Genomic DNA, 14,522 nt, shown 5'->3' on the forward strand with positions numbered 1-14,522 from the left:
AGCGGCCGGCTTTTGATCCTCCGCAAATGCCTCTTGGCGGGCACGTCTTAGACTGTCGCTTGATCGCCGCATCAACAAAGCGTCAGGGAACATCGCCTGCTGTTAGGCACGCCGTCGCCGATCGGAGGAACACTATGAACCATTTCTCTGCTGGACGTTGGGTGCGCTGGCTCATCATCGATCATCTTATGCTGATCGTTCTTGTTCTGATGCTCGCCACCGTCTTCGGCATCCCGCTTGTCAAATCGATCGTGGAGCACGACCAGCGAAACGCCCCATTGCTACGCTCAACGGTGCAGCGGCCCACGCCCGCCGAGCAGGCGATAGCGCCTCACCCTGATTCCAGAGATCGGTAGATTTCTTCTTCCTGCGCAAAATGCAGGCGCATGATCGCTTCGAGCCCATACAGCAGTCGTTCGACGTCATGGAGCTGTGCCTCCGTCGGCGCCTCTTGGTCGAATGCCTTGCACATAACGTCCAGATTGTGCACCTGCCGCTGGATCTCCATATGGGTTCGGCTCATTCCGGCCAGAGCGTCCGGTGCTGCGCTTCGTCGGCGAAGGCGCGCGTAGACCTGTTCGTCCTGTTTCTCATGGGGAAGGAGACGCTCACGCAGTTCGCAACCGAGCCTACCGAGCTCTTCCTTCACTTGCGTCTTCGAAAGACGGCGAAGGCGATCCGACGTCATGCGAATATCGTCGATCACATCTGCCAACGCCACATGTTCCGCCTCCAGCTGCGCGAGCTCTTCGTTGCTCAGTTTCGGTCTCGCACCAAGGGAGATGGCCGGACCCAGCGCGCGCAGTGCATTCAGTATGACGGCAACATCGACGGCCTCCTGGAAAAGTGCCCCTCCCACCGGCGCAAGGTAACCGAACGCAGCCACCATCATGCCGGCAATCGAGAGACCAATGCCTACATAGACGCTCTGCAGCGCGATCCCGCGCGAGCGGCGGGCGATATGGACAGCGTCGACCACCCGATCCAAACGGTCGACCAGTATCACGACATCTGCTGCTTCGGATGACGCCGCGGCGCCGCGCGCACCCATCGCTATTCCGACATCGGCCGCCGCGAGCGCCGGCGCGTCGTTGACACCGTCACCGATCATGACGACGGGGCGGCTCCTTGCCCTTTCCGCCTCGACGGCGGTCGTCTTATCCTCGGGCTTCATTTGGCTGATGACTTCGTCCACTCCGACAAATGCGCCAACGCCGGCAGCAAGATCGGCGCGATCGCCGGTGACGAGCACGATTCGTGCAACCCCTGCTTCCCGCAGATGCCGCAGGACGGAACCCGCTTCGGGGCGAATCTGATCCGCCAGAAGGATGGCTCCGGCAAGCTTGCCGTCGATCGCCACAATGACAGCGACCGTTCCCTCCCGCCGTATCCAGGCTTCGATCTCACTATTGAAATCCGCGCCTTCAATCCTGGCACGCGCAAAGGCCCATCCTCCGACCAGCACGTGCAGCGTGCCGACATGCCCCGTCAGTCCAGAGCCGGGCGCCTCGCGGACGTCTGCAGGCACATCGAGCCTAAGCCCTCGTTCACGCGCGGCCGCTACGAGAGCCTGCGCTACCACGTGAGGAGAGCTTTGATCCAGCGATGCTGCCAGCCTCAGGACCTCAAGCGGATCGAGACCGTCACGTATCTTCATCTCGATCAGTCGGGCGCGACCATCGGTAACTGTCCCGGTCTTGTCGAGAAGCACGACTTTTGCTGCCGCAAGAGCTTCGAGAGCGCCTCCGTCCTTCACCAGGATGCCTTTCTTCGCGCAGCGCGAGATGCCGGAAACGATGGCGACCGGCACGGCGAGGATCAGCGGACAAGGCGTTGCGACGACAATGACGGCGAGCGCCCGAGTGGCCTCGCCGGTGTATCCCCACGCCAACCCTGCAATCGTCAAAGTCAAAGCCAGGAATCCCAGACCAAACCGAGCGGCCAACCGCACCATCGGCGCCTTTGTCTGCTGGGCCGCCTCGACCAGCCTGACGACCCCGGCATAGGTGCTGTCGGCGGCCGCACTGGTGGCTTGAAGATCAAAAGCATCCCCTGCGTTCGTGGAGCCGCTCATCACCGCTTGCCCGGAATTTCGCCGGACAGGCAAGGCTTCACCGGTCAGCGCTGACTGGTCGAGAACAGCGTCAGGTCCACCGACGATGCCGTCGACGGGAACAATCTCGCCGCGGCGAACCAGTATGAGATCGCCGGGAACGATGACCGACAAAGCCACCTCATGAAGGCCGCCGCTTTCATAGCGGACCGCGCTGTTCGGCATACGGCTGAGCAGTGCTGTCATCTCGCGGCCAGCCCGGCCCTGGGCGAAGTTCTCCAGGAATTGTCCGCCGGTAAACATGAGGGCCACAACGATTCCGGCTAGATATTCTCCGAAGAAGATGGCACCGCCCATCGCCAGCGCCGCGATTAGATCGAGGCCGAATTCCCTCCTGTGCAGACCGATGCCGATATCGATCGAGAGGACCGCGAAGATCGCCGCCGTTCCTGTCGCCCACAACTGCGCGGCAAGTTCCTCCTGGCCGGTGAACCTGGCGACCCCGCCGGCGACGAGCGCCACTGCGACAAATGGCAGCGTCCATTCTTTGGCTCTACGCCAGCCCCGCATCAGCGGGTGGACTTCGTTTCGTGCCGGCAACCGCGGTCCTCCTGAGGCTCGGTGTGACCGGCGGCAACGACCGGCCTGCCACACGATCCGGCTGCCATGCAGAGGCCGCCTTGACACAAATCAAGAAAGCCCCGATCGCCCGAGCTGCTCCGTCAGCCTGAAGCCGTCGCGCCCTGAACCTTCTGAGACCGGCCGACGCCTCTCACTCCGCGGCAGGTTTTAATCGGCCTTTTTTGATTCGAATCAAAGAGAGTGCGCACAGCTTGCCTATGGTTAACGGGGCAGTGGCCAGGAAACGCACTGGCGTATGCCTGCCATTACTTGATTGAACCGGGACTGCCAGAAATCCCCTTATGAATCTGCTTGCAGCGATAAAGGAGAACTGAATGTCTGCCTTCATTGCATCTGTCGAGCGACAAGCGCTGGATTTCAGGATTCGGCGAGAACAGGCTAGACACTGGACGGGCCGCGCGCTGACGCAACAGGCCGCCCATTGGATGCGCGCGAATTTCGCCGACTGCTGCCCCGAGGAAAACCAGCCCATCGATACCAATCTCATCGGTGCCAACGCACCGATCTGGAAAGCTCATTCCGTTGGTTTCCTGACGGAATACGTCGGGCCGGATGCCAATTATCATACTTGAGGAGAAGGCGATGCGAATGCCAACAGCAATCGTCGTCACTTCCATCGGCCTTGTTGGCCTCATGAGTCTCGGCGAGTCGGACGAGCGGGTTTCGAAGGGCCCACGGATTGCCTTGCCGACGGCGGTCTCCGCCGAACTCGGCCGGGTTCAGCAATCGCGCGCAAGGCTTGATGCACTGCGTGGTGCTTTGCTCCAGCAGAAGGAGCGGCTGCGCGCGAAATCGGCAATCGAACGCATCGTGCTACCCGCCTAGCGGGCGCGCTTTCGTCGGCTGCGCGAAAGAAGTCCCTGAAGCTGAAAGGAGCAAGCCATGGACGATATTACCTTGAGACAGGACATTCTCGATGAGCTCGATTTCGAGCCGAGCATCGACGCTGCGAATATCGGCGTTGCCGTAGAAGACGGCATCATTACCTTGACGGGTCATGTCAGTTCCTATTCCGAGAAGGAGACTGCGGAAAGGGTCGTGAAGCGGGTGAAAGGGGTACGCGGCATTGCACAGGAGATCGAAGTCAGGATCTTCGGCAACCGCGAGACTTCGGACGACGACATTGCCCGCCGCGCCGCAAATATGCTCGACTGGAACGTTTCCATTCCAAAGGGCGCAGTCCAGGTGAAGGTCCAGAAGGGCTGGGTTACGCTGACCGGCAAGGTCGAATGGCAGTATCAGAAGAATGCCGCGGCCGATGCCGTTCGCAACCTCGCTGGCGTGGTTGGCCTATCCAACGTGATCGAGCTCACTCCCCGCGTCAGTGCGGCTGACGTGAAGAAGCGGATCGAGGATGCATTCAAACGCGACGCCGAACTTGAATCGCAGGGCATCCGTGTCGAAGTCTCCGGGGGCAGCGTCACCCTCAGGGGTAAGGTTCATACCTGGTCGGAACGCAGAGCAGCTGAGCGTGCGGCCTGGTCGGCGCCAGGCATCAAGACGTTGAACGATCAAATCGCGATCGGATAACCGAGATCGCAAACTGGGTATTCAATCGCGCGCCGCTTACCGGCGGCGCGGTCTGCGGCGTCATGGCGAACTATGGTTCAGTTTGGATGGGCGTTGACATGGCAGCAGCCGGAATCATCAGCTTCACGATCCGCCCTCTTCAGTGGCCGCAAATCCAGCGCGCCTACGTCTTGGCTCAAGCGGCGATGCCGAATCTGACGTTAGAGCAATTCGAGCAGGAGTGCGCTGCGACCTTGAATCCCGAGTTACGCGAAGAAAAAGAGGACAAAGAGAAACAGGATCTTCCCGGGCCGCGGCAAGATCGGAATGGCTCTACATCCTGGCGCTACGCCGACAGCGGATTGCCGCGCTGCAACTTCATAGTCGCGACAGATATCAATGATCACATTCGAGGCCTGTGTTACACTCGAATTGAAGAACATCTGACCGCCGGGCGCTTGTTCGACGTTCCGATCTTCATTGTCGTTAGTCTGCTCCAGGAGCAGGAGATCGCCGCAAAGCTCTTTGATGTCATGAGGAAGAGAGCGCTCCATGCGCAGTGTAACTATCTGAGGGTCTGGGCCCTCAGGCCAGAAAACTGGAGCCTCCTCGACAACGACGAATTCCGTCATCGATGGGACCACGGAACGATCTTCCCGCTCTGATGCCTTTCGAACAACCTGCTCTTTCCAGATTGACGGGGACCAAAGTAACTGGATAGGCCAGCAGGGATCATTTCTCCCCACAGTCTGCGCAGTCTGCACCTCACCGATCTATGCCTGTTACAGACTGTTACACAATCGCACCGTTTTTAACGCTCGGGACATCGGCATGTCACCGGTGAGGCGTTTAGCTGTCTTCACCGACAGCACGGAGGGACGGAGATGCTGCAGAACGCTAATTTTCACCACGGGAAGGAGGCCACGAATGTAGCGTTTATCGATCGCGAGCCGCACTGCCTGCTCGGGCTTTTCAAAAAGCTGCCCATCGAGCGCTTGGCCGCAGGTCAGTCGCTGTTTTTCGAGGGCGATCCCGCCAAAGGTGTTTTCGAGGTCGTCGAGGGCAGCCTGCGCATCTTCAAGATCATCTCCGACGGTCGCCGCGTGATCACCGGCTTCCTGCATGCCGGCGATATTATCGGCGTGTCGTTGAAGGACCGCTATCTCTACAGCGCCGAAGCCATCACCGACATCAGGATCCGCCGCATCTCACGCAAGTCATTCGATGCGGAAGTCGCCAATTCGCCCGAACTGCGGCCGGAAGTTTTCGCCCGTCTCTGCGACGAGATGGCCGCCGCCCAGGATCAAGTGGTGCTTCTCTCCCGCAAGAATGCCGAGGAACGGGTCTGCACATTTCTGCTGAAGGAGCTTCTTCGCGTGCTGTGTGATGGACGAGGCGACCTGGTCATCGAGCTGCCCATGACCAGGCTCGACATTGCCGATTACCTCGGCCTGACGATAGAGACCGTCTCTCGAACTATGACCAAGCTGAACAAAAAAGCCATCGTTGTACCTGCCGGCCGCCATTCGATTCGCATCCTGAAGCGGTCAGGGCTTGCGCAGCTTGCCGGGAATGACGATGAAAATGGCGGAAGTAGAATGGAAATGGCGCCGCATTTGAAGAGCCTGCGCCATTGAGATCGTCACCGTCGCAGGTTTACACAGTCAAGGCGGCGACAGGCCGACTACCCAATGCCACTCATCGATAGCGAGAACGAATTATTGATCTTGGCCGAGACCGGACTAAAATGGTGGCGGATGTGGTCTGGATCGGGGGTCATCGATGGACCCATACGTCGTTCAACAAAATATCAGGCGATTTCAGGAGATGCTTGAACGGGAACGAGATCCCGTCGAGCGTGCAAAACTGTCGCGGATGATCGAGCGCGAGCAGGCGCGGCTGGAAGAGTCAATTCAACAAGGCACGGCGAGAAGCTGACCTCTCTCCCTTTCGCTTGCGCTGATTGACATCTTGCGCTGATTGACATGCCGTCAATTTTGCTGGCTGAAGGTCGTTTTTGGCGCCCGTCGCCACAGGTTGCGCTGATGCGATTACAGTTTTCCCTCCATGGCGGCGCTCGAGCTTTCTCCGAATTGATCGAGGGCCTCTTCGAGATAGTCTGGCAGAAGCGGCAAGCCTAAGAGATAGAGCGCGGTATGGGCATTGTGCGCTTCGGCCGCCTGACGTCGCAGGTCATCCCATTCACTGGCCTCACCGTCACCGCGGCCGAGCCAGGCGAGGGCAACGAGATCGACCTGTTCGTCTTCGTTGAGGGCCCAGATCGCGCTTGTCAATTCCCTTTCGACAACATCATCCGGATGCTCTTCCAAGATCTCGATCATGTTGTCATCCGTCGGATTGGAACCTGGATCGGGCTCCGTGAGCACATCCTTGACGACGAATTCCCTGCTCTTGAGGATGAAATATCGCACCTTGTCGGGTGAGATGCTCGGCCTCCAATTCTCGCTTGTAACGGTGCTCATGCTGCTTCCTCGCATTCTTTCCTCTCAGCTTCGCACTTTACCATCTGCCCCGCCCGGCCGCGTTGGCCTGGATCAAATTCTAGTGGCGGCGCGGTCGATCTCTCGCGGCAGCGTCGCCTGACCGTGGATCTCGGCTCGTCTGAACGCCCGTCAGCATTTTTGCGACGCGCTTCTTCAAGCGATCAGCACCCGAACTTGATCGGCGTCAATGATGCTCGCAGGCAGCTGTGGAAGGAAGATGTGTGGGCGTCTGGAAGCTGGAGAGACCGATGGAACGCAAACACGGCTTCAATATTGGTTATTTTGTCGTGACGATCGTGTTGGTTGGTCTTTTCCAGCTCTGGCTCGCTTCGCGAGATGTGCTCAACATCCCCTACAGCGATCTGATGCGCATGGTTGCCGACGGGAAGGTGCAGTCTGTCACGCTGACCGAGACGATGATCCAGGGGGTGTTCAAACAGCCGCAAAATGGGAAGACCCTGTTTGTCAGCAATCGTGTCGATCCCGAGGCAGCAGAGGTTTTCGAGAAGGCCGGCGTTGAGATTTCAGGAGGCACAGACAGCAACTGGCTGACGGCGATCCTCTCCTGGGTGCTGCCGACGCTGCTATTCCTCGGCGTCTGGATGTTCCTATTCCGCGGCTTTGCCGAGCGACAGGGGATGGGCGGCCTGATCAATATCGGCAAATCCCGAGCCAAGGTCTATCTGGAACGCAAGACCGGCGTCACCTTCGAGGATGTCGCCGGCGCCGACGAAGCCAAAGCGGAACTGCAGGAGATCGTATCTTTCCTGAAGGAGAAGGATAAATACGGTCGGCTTGGTGCCCGTATCCCCAAGGGAATTCTGCTTGTCGGTCCGCCGGGCACGGGCAAGACACTGCTCGCCCGCGCTGTTGCCGGGGAGGCGAATGTTCCATTTTTCTCGATCTCCGGCTCTGAATTCGTCGAAATGTTTGTCGGCGTGGGCGCCGCACGCGTGCGCGATCTTTTTCAGCAGGCGCGCGAAGCAGCGCCGTGCATCATCTTCATCGACGAGCTCGACGCGCTCGGCCGCGCCCGCAGCCCGGTCTCGGGCTACGGCGGCAGTGACGAGAAGGAGCAGACCCTGAACCAGCTTCTTTCCGAACTCGACGGCTTCGATCCCAGAGTTGGCATTGTTCTGTTGGCGGCCACCAACCGGCCGGAGATCCTCGACGCGGCGCTGCTGCGCGCCGGCCGTTTTGATCGTCAAGTTGTGATCGACCGGCCAGACCGGAAAGGTCGTGCCGCGATCCTCGCCGTGCACGCAAAGAAGGTGACAATGGCACCCGACGTGAAGATCGATGACATTGCAGGCCTGACGCCGGGTTTCACGGGCGCCGACCTCGCCAACCTCGTCAACGAGGCGGCCATCGTTGCGACACGCCGCAATGGCGCTACCGTTACCTTCGTCGATTTTGTCCAGGCTGTGGAGCGCATCGTCGCCGGCTCGGAACGCCGCAGTCGGCTGCTCAATCCGCAGGAGCGCGTACGGGTCGCTTACCACGAGATGGGACATGCCTTGGCGGCGGCCGCCCTGACGAAAACCGACCCTGTGCAAAAGGTTTCGATCATTCCGCGTTCTATCGGCGCTCTTGGCTATACACTGCAGCGCCCGACGGAGGATCGCTTCCTGATCACCCTCAGCGAATTGAAGGAGCGTTTGATCGCCCTTTTGGCGGGCCGGGCCGCGGAGGCCGTGGTCTTCGACGAGGTGTCGACAGGAGCCGCCGACGATCTTGCAAAGGCGACCGACGTGGCGAGGGGATGTGTCACGCGCTTTGGCATGAGTTCGGTCGGTCAGGCCGTGTTGGAGCCGCAGCATCTCCAATGGCTGGGCAACGGCCAACCGGAATTGCGGCAGCGGGATTATTCCGAGGCCACCGCTCGGGAAGTCGACATCGCGACCAGGATCATGCTCGATGAGGCTTATGACCAAGCCAAGGCTCTACTGACGGCCCGCATCGCCGATCTCCACGCCGGCGCTAATCTACTGCTCGAACGCGAGACAATCACCCCTGCCGATTTCCCGCCGTTACGGCGAGCGGGCAGCTTAGATGTCGGTGCCACGCAGGATCTCCTGCCGGCCGCCGCAGCCCAATAGGATTCAACGATGGTCAGCCGCCGACCAGACGTCGCGGAACCAGACAACCCATCCCCCGCGCCGGATATTCCATCCTTCTCCAGTGAGCCGAGCAGGGTTGGCCTGATCGTCGGCTGGGGAGTCGGCATACTGGTCCTGGGAGGCCTTGTCGGTTCCATCTTGCATTTCGGCGACCTCCGTCTCTTCATCGTCACCATGGAATCGGCCGATTCCCAGTGGCTTGGGGCCGCGCTCGTCGTCCAACTCGCCACCTACGTCTGTGCGGCGGCGATCTGGGGACGAGTCATGGCTAGAGCCGGATATCGCAAACAATTTTCCGACCTGCTCTGCCTTGCAGTGGTTGAACTTTTTGCCAATCAGGCCATACCGATGGGGGGTCTCAGCGGCAGCGTCATGGTGGTGCGAGGCCTGATCAACCGGGCAGTTCCCTCGCCGATCGCGATAACGGCGCTTCTGATAGCAGCGATCTCCTATTATGCGGCTTATCTGCTCGTGGCAATGATTGCCTTTGCAATGTTCTGGTACAGCGGCGACCTGACGGATGTCTGGTTCTCGCTGTCGATTGCCTTCGTCGGAGTTGTCATTCTCATTGCAGCCGTTCTGCTTCTTGTCGCGCACTCCCGCGGTCGGTTGATCCCCGGATCAATGCGGTCCTGGCCGCCCGTCGCAAGGATTGCGGAGGCACTGGCCAAAGTCAGACGCGATCTGGTGAGCGATGGCATCGTCTTGGCCGAGGCAACGGCCTTACAGGCGGCAATCTTTCTGCTCGACGCCGCGACCCTGTGGCTGGCCCTACGCGCCATAGGCGTAGAAACAGCGTGGTCCGATGCTTTGATCTGTTTCGTTCTGGCCTCGGTCGTCGCCACGCTTTCGCCGCTCCCCCTCGGCCTTGGCCCCTTCGAAGGAAGCTGTGTCGGCCTCCTTCATCTTGTCGGGGTACAAGTTGAGATGGGTCTTGCCGCGACGCTTATCCTGCGAGGGTTCACGTTCTGGCTGCCTATGCTTCCGGGTCTCTGGCTCATCCGCCGTGAGGGCAGGAAGGGCGGTGTACTTTGAGCTGAAGGCCTGCCTTATAGGCAGCTTTTGATCGAAAAATTGGCGCAAACAGACTTCAATCGAGCAGCTTGCGGAGCCGGGCCGCCAGCTCGCGGGCAGTATAGGGCTTCTTCAGCCAATTCCCGGAAAGGGCCAACTCCCGGCCGGCAATCGTTGGCTCGGCATAGCCCGACGTGAAGAGGACCTTGATATCAGGGTTCTGCGACCTGACAATATCGGCCAGTTCATCACCGGGCATGCCGCCTGGCATGACGATATCGGTAAAGAGCAAGGCAATATCGGGATGCTCGTCCAGCCGCTGTAGCGCTTGATGACCATCCGACGCCTCTACCACCGTATAACCGGCGTCGACAAGGCGGGAAACGGCGACGCGGCGCACGCGTGGGTCGTCTTCGACGATCAGGATCTTTTCGGCGCCGCCGGGAATCCCCGGCTGCGTTCGCTCTTCCGCTCCGGTCTCGCCGCTACTATCGACCCCCTTGTGCCCAGCCGGAAGAAAAACGCGTACGCTCGTGCCCCGGTCGATCTCGCTGTAGAGCTGGATATAGCCGCCGGATTGCTTGGCGAAGCCGTAGACCATGGAAAGCCCGAGCCCCGTACCGGCGCCCAGACCTTTGGTGGTGAAGAAGGGTTCGAATGCCCGTTGCTTCACCTCGTCAGTCATGCCGCTGCCGGTGTCAGTCACCGAGACCAGCACGTAATCGCCGGTGCGCACCTCAGGATACATCTTGGCATAATCGACATCGAGCTTGACGCGCGATATTTCGATCGAGACCCGCCCGCCGCGGGGCATCGCATCCCGGGCGTTGAGCACGAGATTGAGCAGCGCGTTTTGCAGCTGGGAACTGTCGACGAGTGCTTTGTTGTCGGTACCCGTAACAATGGTGCGGAATTCGATCGCCTCGCCGAGAGTACGTCGCAAGAGCTCGGAAAAGCCGGAAACGAGTTGGCCGACATTGGTGAGCTTCGGATTCAGCGGTTGGCGGCGGCCAAAGGCGAGCAGTTGGCCCGTAAGCTTTGCGCCGTCATCGGCAGCGCCCTGCGCCTCGTGTAGCAGCGGCCGCAGTCTTTCGTCTGTCAGCTTGTCCTCGATCATTTCGAGATTACCGGTGATGACGGTCAGAAGATTATTGAAGTCGTGCGCCAGTCCGCCGGTCAATTGACCGATCGCCTCCATCTTTTGCGATTGGCGCAGTTCCTCGTCGATTCTTTGTCGGCTGGTCAGGTCGCGGATGAAGCCGGTGAATATCTGCTTTCCATTTGCGATTGCCTCACCGACGGCCAGCTCCATCGGAAAGACAGAGCCGTCCTTGCGCTGGCCACTCACCACGCGGCCGTAACCGATGATGCGCCGTTCGCCGGTCGTCATGTAGCGCGAGAGATAGCCGTCATGCGCGTCGCGATCCGGCTGCGGCATCAAAATCTTGACGTTTTTGCCAAAAACTTCCTCGGCGGAATAGCCGAAAAGGCGCTCCGCCGCGGCGCTGAAAGACGAGATGGTGCCGGCATTGTCTATGACGATCATCGCCTCAGGAACGGTATCGAGGATCGAACGCAAATGCGCTTCCCGCTCTGCAAGATCGTCCTGTGCCTTCTTCATCTCCGTCACATCATTATTGGCTTGCACGATCATGCCTGTCGAAGAGGAATGGTTGATCCCGACCCAGCGTGTGGCGATGAAGAGGGTGCGTCCATCCTTGTGGCGATGCATCACTTCGCCTTCCCACGCCCCATTCCTGCGAATCACATCACGAATCTCTTCCACAGGGCGGGGGAACTGCGTTGCCAGAAGTTCGTGTACGACCTGACCAACGGCTTCTTCGCGCGACCAGCCGTAGAGCGTTTCACAACCACCGGTCCAGCGGCTGATCACGCCGTCGAAGCCGTGAATGATCAGGTTGGCTCCATCGAGCAGTCGAGCAATCTCGACGAGTTCGGTTTCGGTTGCGGGTTTGGTCGTCATATGGCCGTTCATCACGCTTCTTGTTGCAGGTAGATCGCGCTGCCTCCATCGTCACCGATCATGCCGCTTTCGTCACCGTCATATTCGTCATCCGGTGTCGGATTGGCAATGGCCGCGTGGCGAAGTTTCTTCCTGTGCAATCTTGATCTGCAACCTGTAAATTGAACCGTCCACCGCCGGGCTACGGCCTCAGCACGGCCGCCCCGCTCAACACAGCAAGCGGGCGGCTCCACGGCGATATTGACTGAAGAGGCCACTGATGAAGTCTTGCCGCGCTGATGATGGTGCCAGACCTTCATCATCAGCAACGACCAGCCGGCAGGACCACTCTTCTCACCTGGACAAGCCAGCAGGCTCACGTTTCCGAGGAGAACGCAAATTTGGGCATGCGCTCCACGATGAAATCTATTAGCGCACGCAATCTTGCCAGCCTTCGAAGGTCCCGGTGGTATCCCAGCCATGTATCGCGACCCGGTGGTGGGACGGAAACGTCGACCCGGCGCAGGTCCTTGTTTGCATCGCCCAGCAACCTTGGAATGACTGCCATCCCAATTCCACCGGCGCACATCCTGGCCTGGACGTCGCGGTTGTTGCTCCGAAAGACGATGCTGGCGTTGGGATAATGTTCCCTCAGCCAGGCCACGTCGGGCATCCCGCCGAAGGCCTCGTCCATGGTAATGATCCCGTGCGAACGTCCATCACCGTCGATCGGATCGGCCATGGCAAGCGGCACATAGAGCCCATAGGGGATATGAACCAGCCTTCTCGACACCACTTCCGCGTCGGCGAACGGCCTGATGCGAAAGACAAGATCGGCTTCCCGCCGCGCGAGGTTGAGAAGTCTGGAATCGGTCAGCAGTTCCACGACGACATTCGGATGCAGCGCGGCAAATTGCGACAGCAGCGGACTGAGCACGTGGATGCCGAACCAGTCGGAACAGGAAATCCGGAGAGGCCCGGAAAGACCTTCCCCGGTGCCCGCGATCCGACGCTCAAGTGCGATGGCCTCCTCTTCCATCCGCTCGGCGTGGGTGAAGACGACCTGACCCTCGGTGGTGAGAACGAAGCCGTCATTGGTTCGCTGGAAGAGGCTATGGCCAACCGCTTCCTCGAGAGCCTTGAGGCGACGCCCCATGGTGGGCTGGGTCAATCCAAGGGAGCGGGCGGCCGCGCCCAACGTTCCCTCGCGCGCGATCGCCAGAAACAGTCGAACATCACTCCATTCCATGACGGAGACCCATACAAAAACGAATGAACAGCATGCGAATTGTATTATTTCCAAACGAGGTCCGCCACCCCACATTCACTCCACCGCGACCAAATGGAGTAGTCGAAATGAGCACGATGAAAGGATTGCTGCTTGAAAGCCCAGGCGACGTATTTCGCCTCGCTGAAATCCCCCGCCCCGTTCCGGCCAAGGGCGAAATTCTCGTCCGCATCAAGGCAAGCGGGGTCAACCCGCTCGACACCAAGATAAGATCCGGAAACGCCGCCCATGCGCGTCATCCGCTGCCGGCCATCCTCGGCATCGACATGGCCGGCGTGGTTGAAGGGGTCGGACCGGGCGCCGAACACTTCCGCCGCGGCGACGAAGTCTACGCCATGACGGGTGGCGTCGGTGGCGTACAGGGTTCTCTGGCGCAGTTCGCATCCGTCGACGCCCGGCTGCTCGCCCGCAAGCCTGCCAATCTGTCGATGCGGCAAGCCGCGGCCCTGCCCTTGGTCTTCATCACGGCCTGGGAAGGCCTGGTTGATCGTGCCGGCGTTCACGCCGGCCAGAAGCTTCTCGTCCTCGGCGGTGCCGGCGGCGTCGGCCATGTTGCGGTTCAAATCGCAAAGTCCTTTGGCGCCGACGTCTATGCGGTCGATGGAGCGCGCAAGGCCGACTACATCAGAAGCATCGGCGCAACCCCGATCGATTATGCGTCCGAGGCTGTCGAGGACTACGTAGCGCGCTACACCGACGGCAAGGGCTTCGACGTCGTCTACGACACCATCGGCGGCCCTGGCCTTGATACCGCCTTCAAGGCGGTCAAGCGCTTTGGACATGTGGTGAGCTGCCTCGGATGGGGCACTCATGCGCTCGCACCGCTATCGTTCAAGGCGGCAACCTATTCCGGCGTCTTCACACTGATTCCGCTGCTGACCGGCGAAGGCCGCGAGCATCATGGAGAAATCCTCGCGGAAGCGACCAAACTCGCCGAGGCCGGTAAGCTGACCCCTCGCCTCGATGGTCGCACCTTCAAGCTCGACACCGTGATGGATGCCCATGAGCTCATCCAGCGGGGCGGCCTCGAGGGCAAGCTGATCGTCGATATCGACTGATGAAATCCGACGCTGCGCGCGCCTTACGACCCATGGCTTCACCGCCTGGGCAGCCTCGACACGCGCCAACACACGCACTTCTACAGCGCGGGACGCATGGCGGGTGCACGTATTTCCGAGCCGCTGCCTACCGGCAGGGGCTCTCCGAACAAACCGGTTTCGATATTCATTCAGGAATTTCCTTGAAGCCAGCACGCGCTCGACCTCCACCCGCAAATCCGGAAGGGGCCTCGAGCTTGCATCCGTTGCATGGCGCGGTCCATCGAGCAGACACCGATGTTGCTCGCCGTCCACCCCCCATCGATGGCGCGGGTCCCCAGAGGCCCGTCATCTCGATCCCGCCGACCCTGAGATCATGCCCGTGGATTCGG

General features: G+C 60.1%; 15 protein-coding genes. 10 read left to right on the forward strand and 5 right to left on the reverse strand.

Translation table 11 applies throughout. The features are described 5' to 3' along the window. The first annotated feature begins 134 nt into the window (after window positions 1-134). On the forward strand, window positions 135-356 hold the full coding sequence (locus tag J2J99_RS18095; RefSeq protein WP_168296030.1) for a hypothetical protein: 222 nt from the start codon (window positions 135-137) through the stop codon (window positions 354-356). Here J2J99_RS18095 and J2J99_RS18100 read toward each other — a convergent pair. Next, window positions 332-2,623 (reverse strand): heavy metal translocating P-type ATPase, encoded by a 2,292-nt coding sequence (locus J2J99_RS18100; RefSeq protein ID WP_168296214.1) that lies wholly within the window; start codon window positions 2,621-2,623, stop codon window positions 332-334. The genes J2J99_RS18095 and J2J99_RS18100 overlap by 25 nt on opposite strands. A gap of 386 nt (window positions 2,624-3,009) precedes the next feature. On the opposite strand from J2J99_RS18100, the gene J2J99_RS18105 reads away from it, so the two are divergent. The 6 genes from J2J99_RS18105 to J2J99_RS18130 all read left to right on the forward strand — a co-directional run bounded on the left by J2J99_RS18105 (window position 3,010) and on the right by J2J99_RS18130 (window position 6,142). Next, window positions 3,010-3,267 (forward strand): hypothetical protein, encoded by a 258-nt coding sequence (locus J2J99_RS18105; RefSeq protein WP_168296152.1) that lies wholly within the window; start codon window positions 3,010-3,012, stop codon window positions 3,265-3,267. 10 nt (window positions 3,268-3,277) lie between these two features. Next, window positions 3,278-3,520, forward strand: a complete 243-nt coding sequence (locus J2J99_RS18110) for a hypothetical protein (RefSeq protein WP_168296151.1) — start codon at window positions 3,278-3,280, stop codon at window positions 3,518-3,520. A gap of 57 nt (window positions 3,521-3,577) precedes the next feature. Further along, on the forward strand, window positions 3,578-4,225 hold the full coding sequence (locus J2J99_RS18115; RefSeq protein ID WP_168296150.1) for a BON domain-containing protein: 648 nt from the start codon (window positions 3,578-3,580) through the stop codon (window positions 4,223-4,225). Window positions 4,226-4,323: 98 nt separating this feature from the next. Beyond that, the gene (locus J2J99_RS18120) at window positions 4,324-4,869 is read left to right on the forward strand and encodes a hypothetical protein (RefSeq protein WP_168296149.1); all 546 of its coding nucleotides are present in this window, start codon (window positions 4,324-4,326) and stop codon (window positions 4,867-4,869) included. 219 nt (window positions 4,870-5,088) lie between these two features. After that, a complete protein-coding gene (locus J2J99_RS18125; RefSeq protein WP_168296148.1) occupies window positions 5,089-5,841 on the forward strand; it encodes a helix-turn-helix domain-containing protein in 753 nt (250 codons plus the stop codon). A 145-nt stretch (window positions 5,842-5,986) separates the two neighbouring features. Then, window positions 5,987-6,142, forward strand: coding sequence for a hypothetical protein (locus tag J2J99_RS18130; RefSeq protein ID WP_168296147.1), 156 nt, complete (start codon window positions 5,987-5,989; stop codon window positions 6,140-6,142). A 113-nt stretch (window positions 6,143-6,255) separates the two neighbouring features. Here the strand turns inward: J2J99_RS18130 and J2J99_RS18135 are convergent, their stop codons facing one another. Beyond that, a complete protein-coding gene (locus J2J99_RS18135; protein WP_168296146.1) occupies window positions 6,256-6,687 on the reverse strand; it encodes a DUF3775 domain-containing protein in 432 nt (143 codons plus the stop codon). Window positions 6,688-6,956: 269 nt separating this feature from the next. Between J2J99_RS18135 and ftsH the strand changes: the two genes are divergently transcribed. Continuing rightward, window positions 6,957-8,807 carry an ATP-dependent zinc metalloprotease FtsH gene (ftsH, locus tag J2J99_RS18140; RefSeq protein WP_168296145.1) on the forward strand — a complete coding sequence of 617 codons (1,851 nt, stop codon included), beginning with the start codon at window positions 6,957-6,959 and terminating at the stop codon, window positions 8,805-8,807. A gap of 9 nt (window positions 8,808-8,816) precedes the next feature. Continuing rightward, complete coding sequence (locus tag J2J99_RS18145) at window positions 8,817-9,863, forward strand: lysylphosphatidylglycerol synthase transmembrane domain-containing protein (RefSeq protein ID WP_168296144.1); 1,047 nt, start codon at window positions 8,817-8,819, stop codon at window positions 9,861-9,863. A 55-nt stretch (window positions 9,864-9,918) separates the two neighbouring features. Here J2J99_RS18145 and J2J99_RS18150 read toward each other — a convergent pair whose 3' ends face one another. From J2J99_RS18150 to J2J99_RS18160, 3 genes are read right to left on the reverse strand one after another with little or no spacing between them, the layout of a single operon-like run. Then, window positions 9,919-11,826: a hybrid sensor histidine kinase/response regulator gene (locus J2J99_RS18150; RefSeq protein WP_246638671.1), complete on the reverse strand. Its 1,908-nt coding sequence runs from the start codon at window positions 11,824-11,826 to the stop codon at window positions 9,919-9,921. 11 nt (window positions 11,827-11,837) lie between these two features. Beyond that, window positions 11,838-12,185 (reverse strand): hypothetical protein, encoded by a 348-nt coding sequence (locus tag J2J99_RS18155; RefSeq protein ID WP_168296142.1) that lies wholly within the window; start codon window positions 12,183-12,185, stop codon window positions 11,838-11,840. Next, window positions 12,182-13,054 (reverse strand): LysR family transcriptional regulator, encoded by an 873-nt coding sequence (locus J2J99_RS18160; protein WP_168296141.1) that lies wholly within the window; start codon window positions 13,052-13,054, stop codon window positions 12,182-12,184. The genes J2J99_RS18155 and J2J99_RS18160 overlap by 4 nt, the downstream gene beginning before the upstream one ends. Before the next feature lie 116 nt (window positions 13,055-13,170). Here J2J99_RS18160 and J2J99_RS18165 point away from each other — a divergent pair, with 116 nt between their 5' ends. Next, window positions 13,171-14,151: a zinc-dependent alcohol dehydrogenase family protein gene (locus tag J2J99_RS18165; protein ID WP_425526064.1), complete on the forward strand. Its 981-nt coding sequence runs from the start codon at window positions 13,171-13,173 to the stop codon at window positions 14,149-14,151. Window positions 14,152-14,522 lie beyond the last annotated feature (371 nt).

Origin of the sequence: Rhizobium binae (assembly GCF_017357225.1) — a bacterium.
GTDB lineage: Bacteria > Pseudomonadota > Alphaproteobacteria > Rhizobiales > Rhizobiaceae > Rhizobium > Rhizobium binae.

Bases quoted from the DNA above. Each gene is read 5' to 3' on its own strand.
- J2J99_RS18120 (WP_168296149.1), top strand. From the start codon at position 4,324: ATGGCAGCAGCCGGAATCATCAGCTTCACGATCCGCCCTCTTCAGTGG.
- J2J99_RS18130 (WP_168296147.1), top strand. From the start codon at position 5,987: ATGGACCCATACGTCGTTCAACAAAATATCAGGCGATTTCAGGAGATG.
- J2J99_RS18110 (WP_168296151.1), top strand. From the start codon at position 3,278: ATGCGAATGCCAACAGCAATCGTCGTCACTTCCATCGGCCTTGTTGGC.
- J2J99_RS18150 (WP_246638671.1), bottom strand. From the start codon at position 11,826: ATGACGACCAAACCCGCAACCGAAACCGAACTCGTCGAGATTGCTCGA.
- ftsH (WP_168296145.1), top strand. From the start codon at position 6,957: ATGGAACGCAAACACGGCTTCAATATTGGTTATTTTGTCGTGACGATC.
- J2J99_RS18135 (WP_168296146.1), bottom strand. From the start codon at position 6,687: ATGAGCACCGTTACAAGCGAGAATTGGAGGCCGAGCATCTCACCCGAC.
- J2J99_RS18115 (WP_168296150.1), top strand. From the start codon at position 3,578: ATGGACGATATTACCTTGAGACAGGACATTCTCGATGAGCTCGATTTC.
- J2J99_RS18145 (WP_168296144.1), top strand. From the start codon at position 8,817: ATGGTCAGCCGCCGACCAGACGTCGCGGAACCAGACAACCCATCCCCC.
- J2J99_RS18165 (WP_425526064.1), top strand. From the start codon at position 13,171: ATGAAAGGATTGCTGCTTGAAAGCCCAGGCGACGTATTTCGCCTCGCT.
- J2J99_RS18125 (WP_168296148.1), top strand. From the start codon at position 5,089: ATGCTGCAGAACGCTAATTTTCACCACGGGAAGGAGGCCACGAATGTA.
- J2J99_RS18100 (WP_168296214.1), bottom strand. From the start codon at position 2,623: ATGCGGGGCTGGCGTAGAGCCAAAGAATGGACGCTGCCATTTGTCGCA.
- J2J99_RS18095 (WP_168296030.1), top strand. From the start codon at position 135: ATGAACCATTTCTCTGCTGGACGTTGGGTGCGCTGGCTCATCATCGAT.
- J2J99_RS18105 (WP_168296152.1), top strand. From the start codon at position 3,010: ATGTCTGCCTTCATTGCATCTGTCGAGCGACAAGCGCTGGATTTCAGG.
- J2J99_RS18160 (WP_168296141.1), bottom strand. From the start codon at position 13,054: ATGGAATGGAGTGATGTTCGACTGTTTCTGGCGATCGCGCGCGAGGGA.